At 66.5% G+C, this 15,143-nt stretch carries 10 protein-coding genes, 1 tRNA gene and 2 pseudogenes; 5 read left to right on the top strand and 8 right to left on the bottom strand.

The window, feature by feature from the left end:
* Positions 1–161 precede the first annotated feature (161 nt).
* Positions 162–299, top strand: coding sequence for a hypothetical protein (locus tag ACHMXB_RS09205; protein ID WP_395404633.1), 138 nt, complete (start codon positions 162–164; stop codon positions 297–299).
* A 246-nt stretch (positions 300–545) separates the two neighbouring features.
* Here ACHMXB_RS09205 and hrpA read toward each other — a convergent pair.
* Positions 546–4,548: pseudogene (gene hrpA, locus ACHMXB_RS09200) on the bottom strand (ATP-dependent RNA helicase HrpA).
* Between the two features lie 139 nt (positions 4,549–4,687).
* Entirely contained in the window at positions 4,688–4,855 is a 168-nt protein-coding gene (locus ACHMXB_RS09195) for a hypothetical protein (RefSeq protein ID WP_190243222.1), read from the bottom strand.
* Between the two features lie 81 nt (positions 4,856–4,936).
* Between ACHMXB_RS09195 and ACHMXB_RS09190 the strand changes: the two genes are divergently transcribed.
* Positions 4,937–5,905, top strand: a complete 969-nt coding sequence (locus ACHMXB_RS09190; protein WP_395404631.1) for a GlxA family transcriptional regulator — start codon at positions 4,937–4,939, stop codon at positions 5,903–5,905.
* On the opposite strand, the gene ACHMXB_RS09185 is transcribed toward ACHMXB_RS09190, so the two are convergent.
* The 6 genes from ACHMXB_RS09185 to ACHMXB_RS09160 all read right to left on the bottom strand — a co-directional run bounded on the left by ACHMXB_RS09185 (position 5,902) and on the right by ACHMXB_RS09160 (position 10,465).
* The gene (locus ACHMXB_RS09185) at positions 5,902–6,186 is read right to left on the bottom strand and encodes a protealysin inhibitor emfourin (protein WP_395404629.1); all 285 of its coding nucleotides are present in this window, start codon (positions 6,184–6,186) and stop codon (positions 5,902–5,904) included. The genes ACHMXB_RS09190 and ACHMXB_RS09185 overlap by 4 nt on opposite strands.
* A gap of 60 nt (positions 6,187–6,246) precedes the next feature.
* Positions 6,247–7,287 carry a M4 family metallopeptidase gene (locus ACHMXB_RS09180; RefSeq protein WP_395404627.1) on the bottom strand — a complete coding sequence of 347 codons (1,041 nt, stop codon included), beginning with the start codon at positions 7,285–7,287 and terminating at the stop codon, positions 6,247–6,249.
* Between the two features lie 101 nt (positions 7,288–7,388).
* Positions 7,389–7,461, bottom strand: a tRNA-Arg gene (locus ACHMXB_RS09175).
* 92 nt (positions 7,462–7,553) lie between these two features.
* Complete coding sequence (locus tag ACHMXB_RS09170; RefSeq protein WP_395404625.1) at positions 7,554–9,110, bottom strand: ferredoxin--NADP reductase; 1,557 nt, start codon at positions 9,108–9,110, stop codon at positions 7,554–7,556.
* Entirely contained in the window at positions 9,107–9,994 is an 888-nt protein-coding gene (locus ACHMXB_RS09165) for an FAD:protein FMN transferase (RefSeq protein WP_395404623.1), read from the bottom strand. The genes ACHMXB_RS09170 and ACHMXB_RS09165 overlap by 4 nt, the downstream gene beginning before the upstream one ends.
* 9 nt (positions 9,995–10,003) lie before the next feature.
* Positions 10,004–10,465: a hypothetical protein gene (locus ACHMXB_RS09160; protein ID WP_395404621.1), complete on the bottom strand. Its 462-nt coding sequence runs from the start codon at positions 10,463–10,465 to the stop codon at positions 10,004–10,006.
* 195 nt (positions 10,466–10,660) lie between these two features.
* Here ACHMXB_RS09160 and argS point away from each other — a divergent pair.
* The 3 genes and pseudogenes from argS to ACHMXB_RS09145 all read left to right on the top strand — a co-directional run bounded on the left by argS (position 10,661) and on the right by ACHMXB_RS09145 (position 15,140).
* Positions 10,661–12,309 (top strand): annotated as a pseudogene (gene argS, locus ACHMXB_RS09155) (arginine--tRNA ligase).
* A complete protein-coding gene (gene lysA, locus ACHMXB_RS09150; protein WP_395404619.1) occupies positions 12,306–13,811 on the top strand; it encodes a diaminopimelate decarboxylase in 1,506 nt (501 codons plus the stop codon). Before argS ends, lysA begins: the two are co-directional and overlap by 4 nt.
* Complete coding sequence (locus ACHMXB_RS09145) at positions 13,812–15,140, top strand: homoserine dehydrogenase (RefSeq protein ID WP_395404617.1); 1,329 nt, start codon at positions 13,812–13,814, stop codon at positions 15,138–15,140. It begins immediately after the preceding gene.
* Positions 15,141–15,143 lie beyond the last annotated feature (3 nt).

Below are 15,143 nucleotides of genomic sequence, written 5' to 3'. Positions count from 1 at the left end.
TCAGCCCGGCATGGTCGGCAGTGAGGTCGGCCTTCAGCAGGGCAGTTGCCGCCGCGATCCGGTCCTTCAAACGGGCCGCATCGTAACGGTGTTGGAGGCAGCGCCGTCGGTGGACAACACGTCGGCAAACAGAGCTTCTGGAAACGGGTCCTCCGGAAACGATGCCGGATACGGGCGTCGAGGTCGTCGTCGTGCGGAAGGCCGTCGTCCGCGAACTCATGGAACGGGAAATCGGCATCAGCATCAGGGAACGCAGCAGCCTGCAGAACGACGCGCGGCGCCGCTGCTGTCACTGCTGAATTCCCGACGCCTTCCATGAACGCAGTCTGCCAAAGGGGACCGACAATAAAGGGCCGACCGGGTGACAAATGAGGCCGCAATCAAAAAAGTTTTCCGGACGCGCCGGAGAACCAAAACCAGGTAGCAGCTCAGGGCGTTCCCAGCCCTGAAAACGCCCTGAAATGCTACCTAGTTGGGTGCCGTGGCGAGCCGAAAGCCGATGCCGCGGCAGCAGCGCCGTCGAACGTTAAATTAGCCCGCTGACGCTACGCCGCGAGCACCTTGTTCAGTGCCGTCCGGATCCGCTTCTCGGACACGGAATAGGCTGTGCCGAGTTCGACGGCGAACAGGCTCACCCGCAGCTCCTCGATCATCCAGCGCACCTGCGTCAGCTCTGCACCTGCCCGGCGGCCGGGCAATAAAGCCGACACGACGTCGTCGTAATCATCCTCCAGCTGCTGGACCGCCGCCATGTTGAGGGCATCGCGCTGCACGTTTCCGGGCAGCTTCTCCAGGCGTTTTTCGATGGCGGCGAGGTAGCGGGGGAGCTGGCTCAGCTGGGCGTAGCCCGTGCGGGCTACGAAGCCGGGAAAGACCAGCTGTTCAAGCTGGCTGCGGACGTCGTTGAGCGCGCTGATGAGCGCCAGGCTCGTGGTGCCCTTGAGCTGCTTTTGGATCCGGCGCGTGCTCGCGAGGATGCGCTCCACCACCGCCGTAACACTGAAGACGGTGTCGATCAGTTCCGCCCGGACATGCTCAAACAGGGCATCGAACGCTGCTTGGTCCCATGGGAGTTCTGCCGGGGTCAGCTTGTCCACCGCCGCCAGTACGCAGTCTGCGATCAGGGCCGAGACGGACCCGTGCGGGTTCTGGCTGAACGTCAACTTCTCGGTGTTGTTCAGGTGCTCCAGGACATAGCGGTCAGGCGCGGGCACGCGCAGGGCGAGGAGCCGGATGACACCGCCGCGCATGGCTTCCTGCTGCTCCGAGGCTGTTTGGAAGACGCGCAGGCCAACGGACTTTCCTTCGTCCACCAGCGCGGGAAATCCAGTGACGGTATGGCCCTTGACGGTAACGCTGGCTTCCCGCTGAATGGCGCCGAACCGCCACTCGGTCAGGCCGGACTGTTCCGTGAACCCGGTGTGCGCCTGCGGACGGCCGTCCTGTGCCCGCGCGTCCTGCGGCGCCCCCTGCTGCTGGCCCTTCTTCGCCGACTGCGGGTTCGACGACCGCGGGCCGGCGGTGGCCGGAGTGGCGCCCAGGGACTCCGCGATGGCCCGGCGGGTGGCCGGCGCCAGCCGCTCCTGGAGCGCTTCCAGGTCCTTGCCCTCGTCCAGCACCTTGCCGCGGCTGTCCACCACCTTAAAGCTCACCCGCAGGTGCGGCGGAACCGCGTCCCAGTTCCAGGACCCGGGCGGGATGATCTGGCCCTTCAAGCGGCGCAGGACGAGCTCCAGTGAACTCTCCAGCTCGTCCTCGGCCGGATCGAAGTCGGCTTCCAGCGCCGCCACCGCCTGCCGGGCGACATCCGGAGCCGGTACGAAGCTCTTGCGGACCTGCTTCGGCAGCGATTTGATCAGCGCGGTGACAAGTTCCACGCGCTGGCCGGGGGATCAGCCAGCGGAAGGGTGCGTCGTCGAGCTGGTTCAGGAAGAGAACCGGCACTTCTGCCGTAACGCCGTCGGACGGGTTGGGCGTCGAGCCGGGCGCCACGGGATGGAATTCATAGCTCAGGGGCAGTTCGAACCCCTTGTGCAGCCACGTCTTCGGGTACGCGGATTCGTCCAGCGCTTCGGCGTCCTCGCTCAGAAGCAGTGCCTCGTCGAAGTCCAGAAGCGCCGGATTCTGCTGCCGGGCGTCCTTCCACCACTTGTCGAAGTGCCGTTCCGAGACGACGTCCTTGCCCACGCCCGCGTCGTAGAACTCGAAGAGCGTTTCGTCGTCCACCAGGAGGTCCCGGCGGCGCATCCGCGCTTCGAGTTCCTCCACTTCGTGCAGCAGGGCCCGGTTGCGGTGGAAGAACTTGTGGTGCGTCTTCCATTCGCCCTGGACCAGCGCATGCCTGATGAACAGCTCGCGGGCCAGGACGGGATCGACCTTGCCGAAGTTGATCCGGCGCTGGGCGATGATGGGCACGCCGTAGAGGGTGACCTTTTCATACGCCATCACGGCGCCCATCTTGGTGGACCAGTGGGGTTCGCTGTAGCTGCGCTTGATCAGGTGCGGTGCCACCTGCTCGGCCCACACCGGCTCGAACTTGGAGGCCACCCGTGCCCACAGCCTGCTGGTTTCCACGAGTTCGGCAGCCATGACAAATGTGGGCGACTTCTTGAACAGCGCCGAGCCGGGGAAGATGGCAAAGCGTGTTCCGCGGGCGCCGGCATATTCCCGCTTGCGTTCGTCGAGGATCCCGATGTGGCTAAGCAGGCCGGAGAGAAGGCTGATGTGGATGCCCTCGTGGTTGCCCACGGCATCGGCCTGGCGCTTGTTGTCCAGGCTGATGCCCAGCGGCCGGGCCAGCTGCCGGAGCTGCGTGAACAGGTCCTGCCATTCGCGCACGCGCAGGTAGTTGATGAATTCGTTCCGGCAGAGGCGGCGGAACTGGGTGGAGGACAGCTCCTGCTGTTTCTCGTGGATGTAGTTCCAGAGGTTCAGGTAGCCGGTGAAGTCGGAATTATCGTCGCGGAAACGGGCGTGCTTCTCCGCAGCCAGCTGCTGCTTGTCCGTTGGCCTCTCGCGGGGGTCCTGGATGGTGAGCGCCGCTGCCAGGATCATGACTTCGCGGACGCAGCCGCGCTGGCCGGCCTCCACAATCATGCGTCCGAGCCTGGGATCCACCGGGAGCTGGGCAAGCTTATGTCCGACGGCGGTCAGCCCGCCGCCGCCGTTGCGGCCGGCATTCCTGCCCTCCGCAATTGCCGTTTGCGGAGAGCCCGCGGCTGCCTGCGGCGCACTCAAGGCGCCGAGCTCCCGAAGGAGGGTCACGCCGTCGTTAATGGCGCGCGAGTCCGGCGGTTCGACGAACGGGAAGTTTTCGATGTCCTTGGGCCCGCGGGCGACACCCATGGCAGTCATCTGCAGGATGACCGCGGCCAGGTTGGTGCGCAGGATTTCCGGATCGGTGTAGAGCGGCCGGGACTCGAAGTCCTCCTCGGAGTAGAGCCGGATGGCGATGCCGTCGGACACGCGGCCACAGCGCCCCGAACGCTGGTTGGCCGACGCCTGGGAAACCCGTTCGATGGGCAGCCGCTGCACCTTGGTGCGGTGCGAATAGCGCGAGATGCGCGCGGTGCCCGTGTCGATGACGTACTTGATGCCGGGTACGGTGAGGGAGGTCTCGGCCACGTTGGTGGCCAGCACGATCCTCCGCTTGCTGCCCGGGTTGAACACCCGGTGCTGTTCCTGGAGGCTCAGCCGCGCGAACAGCGGCAGGACCTCGGTTCCGGCCAGCCGCCGGTTGGTCTGGATCCTGGCCTGCAGGGCGTCCGCGGCGTCCCGGATCTCCCGCTCGCCGGAGAAGAAGATGAGGATGTCGCCCGGCGCTTCCAGGGCGAGCTCGTCGACGGCGTCGCACACCGCGTCCAGCGGGTCCCGGTCTTCCTCGAGCTCGTCGTCGGAGGAGTTGTCCTCGTCGTCGCCGGTGGACGGGCCGCCCGCCGGCTGGGAGAGCGGCCGGTAGCGGATCTCGACGGGGAACGTCCGTCCGGACACCTCAACGATAGGTGCCGGTTCCTCATCCGAGCCGAAGTGCTTCGCGAAGCGTTCGGGATCGATGGTGGCGGAGGTGATGATCACCTTCAGGTCCGGCCGCTGCGGCAGGATCCGCTTGAGGTAGCCGAGGATGAAGTCGATGTTCAGGCTGCGTTCGTGCGCCTCATCGATGATGATCGCGTTGTACTTGCGGAGCAGCTTGTCGCGCTGGATTTCGGCCAGCAGGATGCCATCGGTCATCAGTTTGACCTTGGTGGATTTGCTCACCTCGCCCGTGAAGCGGACCTGGAAGCCCACCTCCTGGCCGATGTCGACGCCGAGCTCCGAGGCGATGCGCTCGGCCACCGTGCGGGCTGCGAGGCGCCGCGGCTGGGTGTGGCCGATCAGGCCGTTGTCACCCAGACCCAGCTCCAAGCACATCTTGGGAATCTGGGTGGTCTTTCCGGAGCCGGTCTCGCCGGCAATGATTGTCACCTGGTTGGCGGCAATCGCGGCCATCAGGTCCTCGCGGCGCTCGGAAACCGGCAGCTCGGCGGGGTAGGAGATGTGAAAAGTCATGGCTCCCACAAGTCTACTGCCGCGTAAAAGGACCCGGCGTGCGCCGGGTCCTTGGTGTTGGTGGGGATTGGGGTTCTGGGTGGGCGGTTTTTCGGGTGGAGGGCGGATGTGGACGGATAGTAACCGGGGTCATCCGCCGCTAGAAGATGCGCATCGTGTAGTTGCTGCTGGGCAGGTCCAGTGCGGACCAGTCCCGGACCGAGTGTTCGGGAGGGGTGTGACCGCGCCCGTCCCGCAGAATGGCGCCGACCGTGGCGGCTGCTGCAATGAGGACCAGGACAAGAAGGGCGATTCCGAAGATTTCCATGTGTCCATGGTTCTCCCACGGAAGCCCCGAAAGAAGTGGCAGAAATGCCTAAAAAGTACAAATTTCTGCCATACTGGAAACATGCTGAAAACAGTGGCAATCATTGCGGTTCCCAACTTCTCGATCTTCGAGTTCGGTACCGCCTTTGAGGTGTTTGGCATCGATCGTTCGGACCGGGGAACAGGCGTGCCGCAGTTCGACTTCCGCGTGTGCACTCCGGTGCCCGGCGAAGTTCCGCTGAAGTCCGGCCTCACCATGAACGTCGGCCTCGGACTGGAGGCCGCCGCCGATGCCGGCCTGGTGATCATGGCGCCCTACGGCCGGGAAGAAGATGTGCCGGAATCCGTCCTCGATGCCCTCCGGGCGGCGCACAGCCGGGGTGCCTGGGTGATGTCGATCTGTTCCGGCGCGTTTGCGCTGGCGCGGGCCGGGATCCTGGACGGACGCCGGTGCACCACGCACTGGCATTACTCGGAAGAGCTGGCCGCCCAGTATCCCAAAGTCCTGGTCGACGAGAACGTCCTCTATGTCCAGGACGGACGGATTATCTCCAGCGCCGGTACGGCGGCGGGCATCGACGCCTGCCTGCACCTGGTGAGGATCGAATTCGGTGCTGCCGTGGCGGCAGCCATCGCCAGGGACATGGTGGTTCCGCCGCACCGCGACGGTGGCCAGGCCCAGTTCATCGACCGGCCCATGCCCGAGTGCGGCTCGCAGCCCATGGAGGAACTCCTCAGGTGGATGGTTGCGAACCTGGACGAGGAGCATCCTGTCCAAGAGCTGGCCGACCGCGTGCACATGTCGCCGCGCACCTTTGCCCGGCGGTTCCGGGCTGAAACAGGAGCCACCCCGGCTGCGTGGCTCAATTCCCAGCGTGTCCTGCGCGCCCAGGAGCTGCTGGAGTCCACGGAACTGAACATCGACGAGGTGGCGCGGCAGTCAGGGTTCGGCCACCCGGTCCTGCTCCGGCACCATTTCGCCAAGGTGCTGGACACGAGTCCGCAGTCCTACCGCCGGGCCTTCCGCGGCCAGATGGCTCCGGCCGGTTAGGCTGATTCTTCGGCTGCTGCCCGGGCGGACTCCACCAGCACCCGCCAGGGACCGGTGACTGCCGTCTCCGGCAGGGTGGCCCGGCGCTGGCCGGCGCGGATGGAGTACATGAAACGGTCCGGCTGCCCGTCCGACGCCTGGCGGGGGTCGTCGACGGCGTCCCATGGGCACGCTTCGACGAGCGGCTGCCAGCGGCTCTTGTCACTGGTCGTGACGGCCAGCACCGTCCAGACGCGGGTGAGTGCGGCTATCCCGCCGCTGCGCTCGACTGTGATTTTCATGGCGAGGTTCCCGGGTTTCCGCGGCGGCCGGGAAGCGGAAAGTCACAGTCCCGGCGCCGGTTAGAGCTTTACCTTCACAGTCTCCCACGCCCCGCGCACGGCGTCATGCTCTGCCGACTCCTCGCCGAACAGTTCCTTCGCCGTTGCCGCGGTGGCTTTGGCGAAGGCTGTGAAGGTGCTGGTCGGGCTCAGCGAGCCGCCTGTCAGGGTCTCGTACCAGATCTGGCCCGGCGCTTCCCAGGCGTTCCCGCCCAGGGTCTGGGCGACGACGCAGAACGCCCGGTTCGGGATGCCGGAGTTGATGTGGACGCCGCCGTTGTCCGCCCTCGTCCGGACGTAGGAGTCCATGGAGTCCGGCTGCGGGTCCTTGCCGAGGACGTCGTCGTCGTACGCGGTTCCCGGTGCCTTCATAGAGCGCAGGGCGGACCCTTCAACCTGCTGCGTGAACAGCCCTTCGCCAATCAGCCAGGAGGCTTCGGCTGTGGTCTGCTTCCGGAAATACTGCTCCACGAGTGCGCCGAAGACGTCTGACACGGACTCGTTGATGGCCCCGGCCTGGTTGCGGTAGGCGAGCCCGGCCGAAAACTGCGTCACACCGTGGGCCAGCTCGTGGCCAATCACGCTGAGCGACCTCGTGAACCGCTCGAAGATCTCGCCGTCGCCGTCTCCGAACACCATTTGCTGGCCGTCCCAAAACGCGTTGTCGTACATCCGGCCGAAGTGGACAGTGGCGTTGAGCGGCATTCCCAGGCCGTCGATGGAGTTCCGCCCGAAGGCGTCCGCATAGAGGACGTGCGTGTGGCCCAGGCCGTCGTAGGCCTCGTCGACGGCGGGGTCACCCGTAGCGGCGTCCCCCTCTTTCCTGACAACCTGCCCGGGCAGCGACTCGCCGGACTTCGCGTCAAAGACGGACCTGTTGACCGGGGCGGGCTCCAGTTGCCTGATGCCGGCGGGGGCGGACGGCGCCGCCGTGCGGCCCGCGTGCACGGCCCCGACGTGGAGGAGGGCTTCCTTGGCGGCGCGGGCAACGGCCGAGAACCGGGGTGACCTTTGGGCAGCCAGGCGGCGCAGGATGTACGGCGGAACGATTGAACAGACCATGCCACTCACACTACGAAGGGCCTCTGACATTCTGCGTCAGGCACACTGGAGACACAGAAAACCCCCCGTCCGCTTTCAGTAAGCGGCGGGGGTTTCTTCTGTGCCCTCGATAGGATTCGAACCTACGGCCTTCTGCTCCGGAGGCAGACGCTCTATCCCCTGAGCTACGAGGGCATCCAGGGATCCTGCCGTTCCCGGCCGGACGTCCTAGAGCTTAGCAGGAAGGTGGGCCGGAACGGAAAACGAATCCGTTTCCGTGCCCTCCATCAGTATCCCGCGAATGAATCCACGTGGATACGGCGTGCGCCGGCGTGCCGCGCTGCCCGCCGCAGCGAGCCCACGCTGGCCGGTGACCCTGAGATGAAAACCCTTCGCTGGCCGATGTCCGGCACCAGCCGTTGCAGTGCGTGACCGTCAAGCCGCGATCCCGGGGCAAGCAGCGCACCGGCGTCCTCGATGAAGTCCGGCGGCGTCGATCCGTCGGCCAGTCGGGCCACGACGCGGGCGCCGCAATCCTCCAGTTCGGCCGCGTAGGCAAGTTCCAATGCGCTTCGGGCGAGGTAGAGAAGCACGGTGTCGCGCTCGCGGGCCACCCCGCCGGACAAGTGTGCCAGATACGGCGTGATGCCGATGCCGGCGGCAATGAGCAGCACGGGGTCCGAACCCTTCGGCAGGACGAAGTCACCCGCCACGGTGGTGGCCGTCAGCTCCTCGCCGGGTTTGAGGGACAACAGCTTGCGCTTGGCAGCGGAGACGGGGTCAGCAGTGCCGACGCCGATCTTCACATGCTTCGCGTCGGGCGGGCTGGTCAGGCTGAAGACGCGGCGCCTTCCCCGTCCGTCCGGCTTGGCGTGCGGAAGATCCAGTTCGAGGTACTGGCCGGATGAGTGGCGGAGCGGGCGCTGGGGGCGGAAGACGAATTCCGTCGTCGTCGGCGTAAGCGTGCGGGAGTGGCTGAACAGCAGCCGGACGCTTCCGCGCTGGCCGGCCAGGAACGCCAGCAGGTTGCCCACCAGCAGTGCCAGCTCGGGGGAGTTGGCCAGGAAGCCGAGGTTGAAGGGCATGGCCAGCAGGATTCCGACGACGGCGGCCATCGCCAGCTGCTGCCAGCGCCGGGGCGGCAGGGTGAGCGGCTCGGTGAGCATGAAGCCGGCAAAAAACAGCACGGGGCCCTGCGCCAGGGTCTGCCACACGGCACTTCCCAGGCCGACGCCGGAAGGCATTTGCACCGCGGCCACGACGCCCGTTGCCACCAGGACAAAGACTGCGGCCATGAGCGTTTTACGGGTCCGGTAGAGCACCAGCAGGACGCCCGGGACCAGAAGCCAGAGCATGGCAGGTGTGCCGGCCCACCACGTGGCGATGTTGAGCCCGGTAAGCCCGGTGATGAAGGCCCCGGCGGCCGCGGGGTTGAACACATGGCGGCCGCGCCAGGCGAGGGCGTACTTGGAGGCAGACGCCAGGACGCAGGCCAGTGCCACCCCGGCCAGGTCGATCGGCGCAAAGGCCGGGCCGAGCTGAGTGGGCCAGAACAGGAAGTAGAGCAGCAGGCCCGTAATCAGCGAGGATTCCGAATGCGGCTGAACTTTGAACAGCACGGCCAGGGCGCGGTTGGAAACGTACGTCAGTCCCAGGCAGAGGGCCAGGTGGGCGAGCATGTTCGGAATACCGAAGGTCAGCCAGCCGAGGGCGTCCAGCAGGAGGCTGTAGGCAGCCAGCACGGCAAGCACCAGCAGCACCAGCCTGTACATCGTGAACCGGCCCAGGTACGCGTCCAGGGCGGTGCCGGGTGAGGCCTGCTGCCGGGAGGTGGTTGAACTCATGTGAACAGCCTTCCTTCGAATTCCGCGGAGTACTCCGCGCTGCCGTTGGAAAATACCTTGAGCCAGGAAAAACGGAAATGCCGTTCCAGGTCCTCGGCCGGAACCAGGAACAGGGCGGTGGCGAGGGCGTCAGCCTCCATGGCAGTGTCCGCCCGGGCCCACGTGGCCACTACCGTCCTGACCGGCGCCCCTGTTGTGCCGTCCAGGACATGATGGAGCCCGTCTCCCCAAGCCCGCCGGTTCGACGCCGAAGCGCAGAGCGCGCCGGCTCCCAGCGGCACAGTTCCTATCGCCTTGGTGGCGTCATACGGATGCTCCAGCGCCACCTGCACCGGCTCCTGCCCGCCGTCTTCCGTGCTGCCGTTCAGCAGGTCCCCGCCGGCGTCAATGAAGAAGTCGGTAACACCGTGGATCCTGAGCTGGTCGGCCAGAAGATCCACGAGCTGGCCTTTGCCCGCCGCGCCAATATCCAGCACCACCGGGGCAGTGGTGCGCAGCGACGTTCCATGCCATGTCAGGACGGCGTCCCAGGCTGGGGGAGCCGCAGCTTCCCCGCGGGGCTGCAGCGAATAGTGCGGATCGTAGCCCAGCCGCTCAAGGCTTTCACCGATGAGGGGTGTCATGGCGCCGCCGCTGAGCGTGTAGAGCTGCCGGTAGAGCGCAGCCAGGCCCGCGGCTTCTGGCGGCAGCTGGTACTGCCCCGGCGTTACTGACATCCCGGCCACCAGCGAGTCCTCCCGGAACCTGGACCACGTGGAGTCGTAGCGCTCCACTTCCGCCAGCACTGAGCTGCGCAGCCCAGGGGACAACGGGCCAGGAGTGGAGACTTCCCAGCTGGTGCCGATGCCGTCAAAACGGAAGCTCTGCCAGCCCGGATGCGGCATGGCAACCGCCTACAGGGCCTGTGCCTTGATCGCCTCGACCGCCTGGTTGAAGCCGCCGCTGGTCAGGGAGGAGCCGGCCACCTTGGAGACCTTGATCTCATCCAGGCGCTTTCCCACCACCTGGTCGGCGATGCCGCCGGCGAACTCGCCCTGGAACTTCCGGGTGTTGGGGTTGGACGGGTGCTCGGTGATCTCCACCGCGGACACGGTGCCGCCGGCCAGCGTGAGCTGAACGCCCACGGTCTCAGTGCCGTTGGGGGACTTGTAGTTGCCGTCCGCACTGTAGGTGCCGTCCTTGTAACCGGCTGCGGCGCCTGCCGAAGCGGTTGCCGACGCAGAACCGGACGTCGCCGGGGGTTCGGTGTTCTGCGCGGCAGGCTGCTGGGCCGAAGGCGCGCAGCCGGCCACCGTTCCGGCGAGGGACAGGCCGGCCATGCCGGCGACAACAGTCTTGCGGATTGAAGGCTTCACGGGGTCTCTTTTCGTGGTGCGGGCACTTTAGGGACAGCGTTGTGGTTCGCTGTTGATGTTTCAACAATTTCGCCGGTCAGTAAAGGCTAAGCGGTTTTCCTGTGAATTTCCCTACTATTTGCTGTGACGCCGAGGGGCCATCCAGGGCCCCTGCCGGATTCCGCGCCACGACGGGCTCCCCGGTAGTCTAGGAGTGTGACTCCCGAAGAACTCTCCCTCGCTATATCCGCCTGCCTGAAAGACGCCGTTGCCGCCGGCGACATCGCCCTTGCTGAGGCGGCGATACCGGACTCCGTCCTGGTGGAGCGTCCGAAGAACCGGGAGCACGGTGACTGGGCCACCAACATCGCCCTGCAGCTGGCAAAGAAGGCCGGAACGAACCCGCGCGAATTCGCCACGCTGCTCAGCGCGCGGCTTAAGGGCATCAACGGCGTAGACGGTGTGGAAATCGCCGGTCCGGGGTCCTTAACATCACGGTTGATGCTGCCGCCGCCGGAGCGCTGGCCAAGGCCATCGTGGAAGCGGGCAGCGAGTACGGCACCAACGCCGCGCTTGCCGGCCACACCGTCAACATGGAGTTTGTCTCCGCCAACCCCACCGGGCCGCTGCACATCGGCCACACACGCTGGGCTGCCCTGGGCGACTCGATCGCCAGGGTGCTTCGCGCCTCGGGTGCCGACGTCACCGCCGAGTACTACATCAACGACGCCGGCTCCCAGATGAATGTCTTCGCCAACTCGGTGCTGTCACGCCTGCATGGCCGCGACGTGCCTGAGGGCGGCTACCCGGGCGAATACATCCGCGACCTGGGCCACGATGTCCTGACCCGGCACCCGGACATCCGCGAACTGACGGATGCTGCGGCGCTGCCCGTGATCCGGGCCGCGGCCTACGAGGCGCAGCTCAAGGACATCAAGGACACCCTGGCCGACTTTGGCGTCGCCTTCGACGTGTTCTTCTCCGAGCAGGAACTTCACGACGCCGGCGCGATCGAAAGTGCCGTTGCCCGCCTTCGCGAGCAGGGCCACGTGTTCGACGACGGCGGTGCCGTCTGGCTCCGCACCACCGATTTCGGCGATGACAAGGACCGCGTCATGATCCGTGCGAACGGCGAACCGACCTACTTCGCCGCCGATGCCGCGTACTACCTGTCCAAAAAGGACCGCGGCTACACGGAAAAGATCTATCTCCTGGGAGCCGACCACCACGGCTACATCAACCGGCTCAAGGCCATCGCGGCCGCGGCCGGCGACGATCCCGAGGTCAACATCGAGGTCCTGATCGGCCAGCTGGTGTCCGTCAACGGCGCCAAGCTCTCCAAGCGCGCCGGCAACATCATTGAGCTCAAGGACCTGATCTCCTGGCTGGGAACGGACGCGGTCCGCTACTCGCTGGCGCGCTTCCCGGCCGACTCCCCGCTCACGCTGGACCCCGAGCTGCTCAAGAAGCACTCCAACGAGAACCCCGTCTTCTACGTGCAGTACGCGCACGCCCGCTCCCGCGGCACCGCGCGCAACGCCGTGGCTGCCGGCGTGGACCGGAGCGCCTTCGACGCCTCCCTGCTGGACCACGCCACGGAGAACGAACTGCTGTCCTACCTGGGCAGCTACCCCTCCATCGTGGCCAAGGCAGCCGAGCTGCGCGAGCCGCACCGCGTGGCCCGCCATCTCGAGGTCATCGCCGGCGCCTACCACCGTTGGTATGACGCCTGCCGGGTGGCGCCGATGGGCGACGAACCCGTCACGGACACCAACCGCACCAGGCTGTGGCTCAATGACGCCACCAGCCAGGTGCTGGCCAACGGACTCGAACTGCTGGGCGTTTCGGCGCCGGAACGGATGTGATCGACGTGCAGGAGACCACCAGCGCAGCGTCCAACAAAACAGCCTCGCCGCTGGCTCCGGAGTGGCTGGCCGTCCCCGCGGACCTCAACGCCCTCCACACCCCCGTGTGGGCCGGCGGCGTGGAACGGAACGCCGGCGGGGAACTTGCCATTGACGGCATCCCGGTCAGCGCCCTCAAGGAGCAGTACGGCACACCGCTGTTCGTCATGAGCGAATCGGATTTCCGCGCCCGCGCCCGTGCCTTCAAGGATGCGTTCGACGAAGCCTTTGCCGACATTTGCGGGGGAGTGGACGTCTACTACGCCGGCAAGTCGTTCCTTAGCATCGCTGTGGCAACCTGGGTGGCAGAGGAAGGGCTGCGGCTGGACACGTGTTCCGGCGGCGAGCTTGCGGTTGCCGCCCGGGCCGGCATCGACGGTGCAAACCTGTCGCTGCACGGCAATAACAAGTCCGACGCCGAGATCAACCGGGCGCTGGACATGAACCTCGGCCGCATCGTGGTGGACAGCCTGGACGAGCTGGAGCGCGTGGCCAAGATCGCCTCCGGCCGGGGGGCGACCGCCAAGGTCATGCTGCGGCTGACGCCCGGCGTGCACGCCCACACCCACGAGTTCATCGCCACCGCCCACGAGGACCAGAAATTCGGCCTCTCCATGGCGGAGGATACGACCGACGAAGCAGGCCTGTCCGCCGCCGAGGAGGCCGTCGCCGCCGCAACGTCCTACGCCAGCGTGGAGCTGCTGGGCCTGCACTGCCACATCGGGTCGCAGATCTTCGAGCCGGACGGCTTTGCGCTGGCCGCGCAGAAGCTGCTGACCTTCCTGGCCGCCGTGCAGGACAAATATTCCATCACCCTTCCCGAGCTTGACCTCGGCGGCGGCTACGGCATCGCCTACACGCCCGTGGACACCCCCCGCCCGGCAGCCGACATCGCGCAGGCGATGGCCGCCGTCGTACGTTCCAAGTGCTCCGAACTGGGCATCACAGCACCGCGGATTTCCATCGAGCCCGGCCGCGCGATCGTGGGCAGCAGCACCTTCACGCTGTACGAGGTGGGCACGCTGAAAACCGTCCGCGTGGACGCCCCGGCCGATGCCGACGGCGCAGCAGGTGAAAATACTGCTAAAAACGTTACGCACCCGCGCCGCTATGTGTCAGTGGACGGCGGCATGAGCGACAACGCCCGTCCGGTGCTGTACGACGCGGATTATTCGGCCATTCTCGCGTCGCGGACCTCCGCAGCGGCCCCACAGCTGTCCCGCGTAGTGGGCAAACATTGCGAGAGCGGCGACATAGTTGTTAGAGATGTATATCTGCCCGAGGACGTGGCAGCCGGTGATCTGCTCGCTGTACCGGGGACCGGCGCCTACTGCTGGGCCCTGTCAAGCAACTACAACTATCTGGCCCGGCCGGGCGTTGTCGCTGTGCGCGACGGATCTCCCCGGCTGATTGTCCGCGGGGAAACCGAAGAAGATCTGCTGAACCGCGACATGGGAGCCTGAATGACCGAATTGCGAACCCTGAAAGTGGCCCTGCTGGGCTGTGGCAACGTCGGGGCTCAGGTGGCGCGGATTCTGATTGACGACGCCGGCACCCTGGCGCCGCGCACCGGCGCCCGCCTGGAACTGGCCGGCATCGCGGTACGGAACCTCGACGCCGAGCGTGACGTGGACCTCCCGCGGGACCTCTTCACCACCGACGGTGAAACGCTGGTCAAGGAGGCCGACCTCGTCATCGAGCTGATGGGCGGCATCGAACCCGCCCGCTCGTTGATCCTCTCCGCCATCCAGAACGGCGCCAGCGTGGTCACGGGCAACAAGGCCCTGCTGGCCGCCGACGGTCCGGCACTGTACGAAGAGGCGGACAAGGCCGGCGTCGAGCTGTCCTACGAAGCCGCCGTGGCAGGTGCCATCCCCATCCTGCGCCCCATCCGCGACAGCCTCTCCGGTGACCGCATCACCCGCGTGCTCGGCATCGTCAACGGCACCACCAACTTCATCCTTGACCAGATGGACTCCACCGGCGCGCAGTTCGCGGACGCACTCGCCGAGGCCCAGCGGCTCGGCTACGCCGAAGCTGACCCGACGGCCGACGTCGAGGGGCACGACGCCGCGGCCAAGGCCGCCATCCTGGCGTCCCTGTCCTTCCACACCCGCTTCGACCTGGAGCACGTCTACTGCGAGGGCATCACCCGCGTCAGCGCCGCCGACATCGCCGCCGCCAAGGAAGCGGGCTTTGTCATCAAGCTGCTGGCCATCGCCGAGAAAATCACCGCCACTGGCACGGAAACAGCCGGCAGCGAGGGCGTCTCCGTGCGCGTCCACCCGACGCTCCTGCCGCGCGAACACCCGCTGGCAGCCGTCCGCGGTGCATTCAACGCTGTGTTCGTCGAGGCGGAGAACGCCGGCGAACTGATGTTCTACGGCCAGGGTGCCGGCGGAACCCCGACGGCGTCTGCCGTGCTGGGCGACCTCGTCTCGGCGGCCCGCCGGATCGTCCTGGGCGGCCCCGGACGCATCGAGTCCACCACCGGCCACGTCCCGGCGCTGCCGATCGATGCCGCCACCACCAGCTACTACATCGGCCTGGACGTTGCGGACCAGCCCGGCGTGCTGGCAAAGATCGCCCAGCTGTTCGCCGAGCACGGCGTCTCCATCGAAATCATGCGCCAGACCATTCACCGCGATGCCGACTCCAACGTGGAATCGGCCGAGCTGCGGATCGTCACCCACCGCGCAAGCGAAGCTGCACTGGCAGCAACCGTCGAAGCCGTGAAGGCCCTCGATGTGATCAATTCCGTTACATCCGTACTGCGGGTAGAAGGAGCTTAATCG

This window comes from Arthrobacter sp. UC242_113 (genome assembly GCF_044054585.1).
In the GTDB taxonomy this organism is placed as follows: Bacteria; Actinomycetota; Actinomycetes; order Actinomycetales; family Micrococcaceae; genus Arthrobacter.
The sequence above is the reverse complement of the archived record's forward strand: the minus strand, read 5'-3'. Positions and strand labels throughout refer to the sequence as shown.

Bases quoted from the DNA above. Each gene is read 5' to 3' on its own strand.
- ACHMXB_RS09205 (WP_395404633.1), top strand. From the start codon at position 162: ATGCCGGATACGGGCGTCGAGGTCGTCGTCGTGCGGAAGGCCGTCGTC.
- ACHMXB_RS09180 (WP_395404627.1), bottom strand. From the start codon at position 7,287: ATGGTCTGTTCAATCGTTCCGCCGTACATCCTGCGCCGCCTGGCTGCC.
- ACHMXB_RS09185 (WP_395404629.1), bottom strand. From the start codon at position 6,186: ATGAAAATCACAGTCGAGCGCAGCGGCGGGATAGCCGCACTCACCCGC.
- ACHMXB_RS09170 (WP_395404625.1), bottom strand. From the start codon at position 9,110: ATGAGTTCAACCACCTCCCGGCAGCAGGCCTCACCCGGCACCGCCCTG.
- ACHMXB_RS09145 (WP_395404617.1), top strand. From the start codon at position 13,812: ATGACCGAATTGCGAACCCTGAAAGTGGCCCTGCTGGGCTGTGGCAAC.
- ACHMXB_RS09190 (WP_395404631.1), top strand. From the start codon at position 4,937: ATGCTGAAAACAGTGGCAATCATTGCGGTTCCCAACTTCTCGATCTTC.
- ACHMXB_RS09195 (WP_190243222.1), bottom strand. From the start codon at position 4,855: ATGGAAATCTTCGGAATCGCCCTTCTTGTCCTGGTCCTCATTGCAGCA.
- ACHMXB_RS09165 (WP_395404623.1), bottom strand. From the start codon at position 9,994: ATGCCGCATCCGGGCTGGCAGAGCTTCCGTTTTGACGGCATCGGCACC.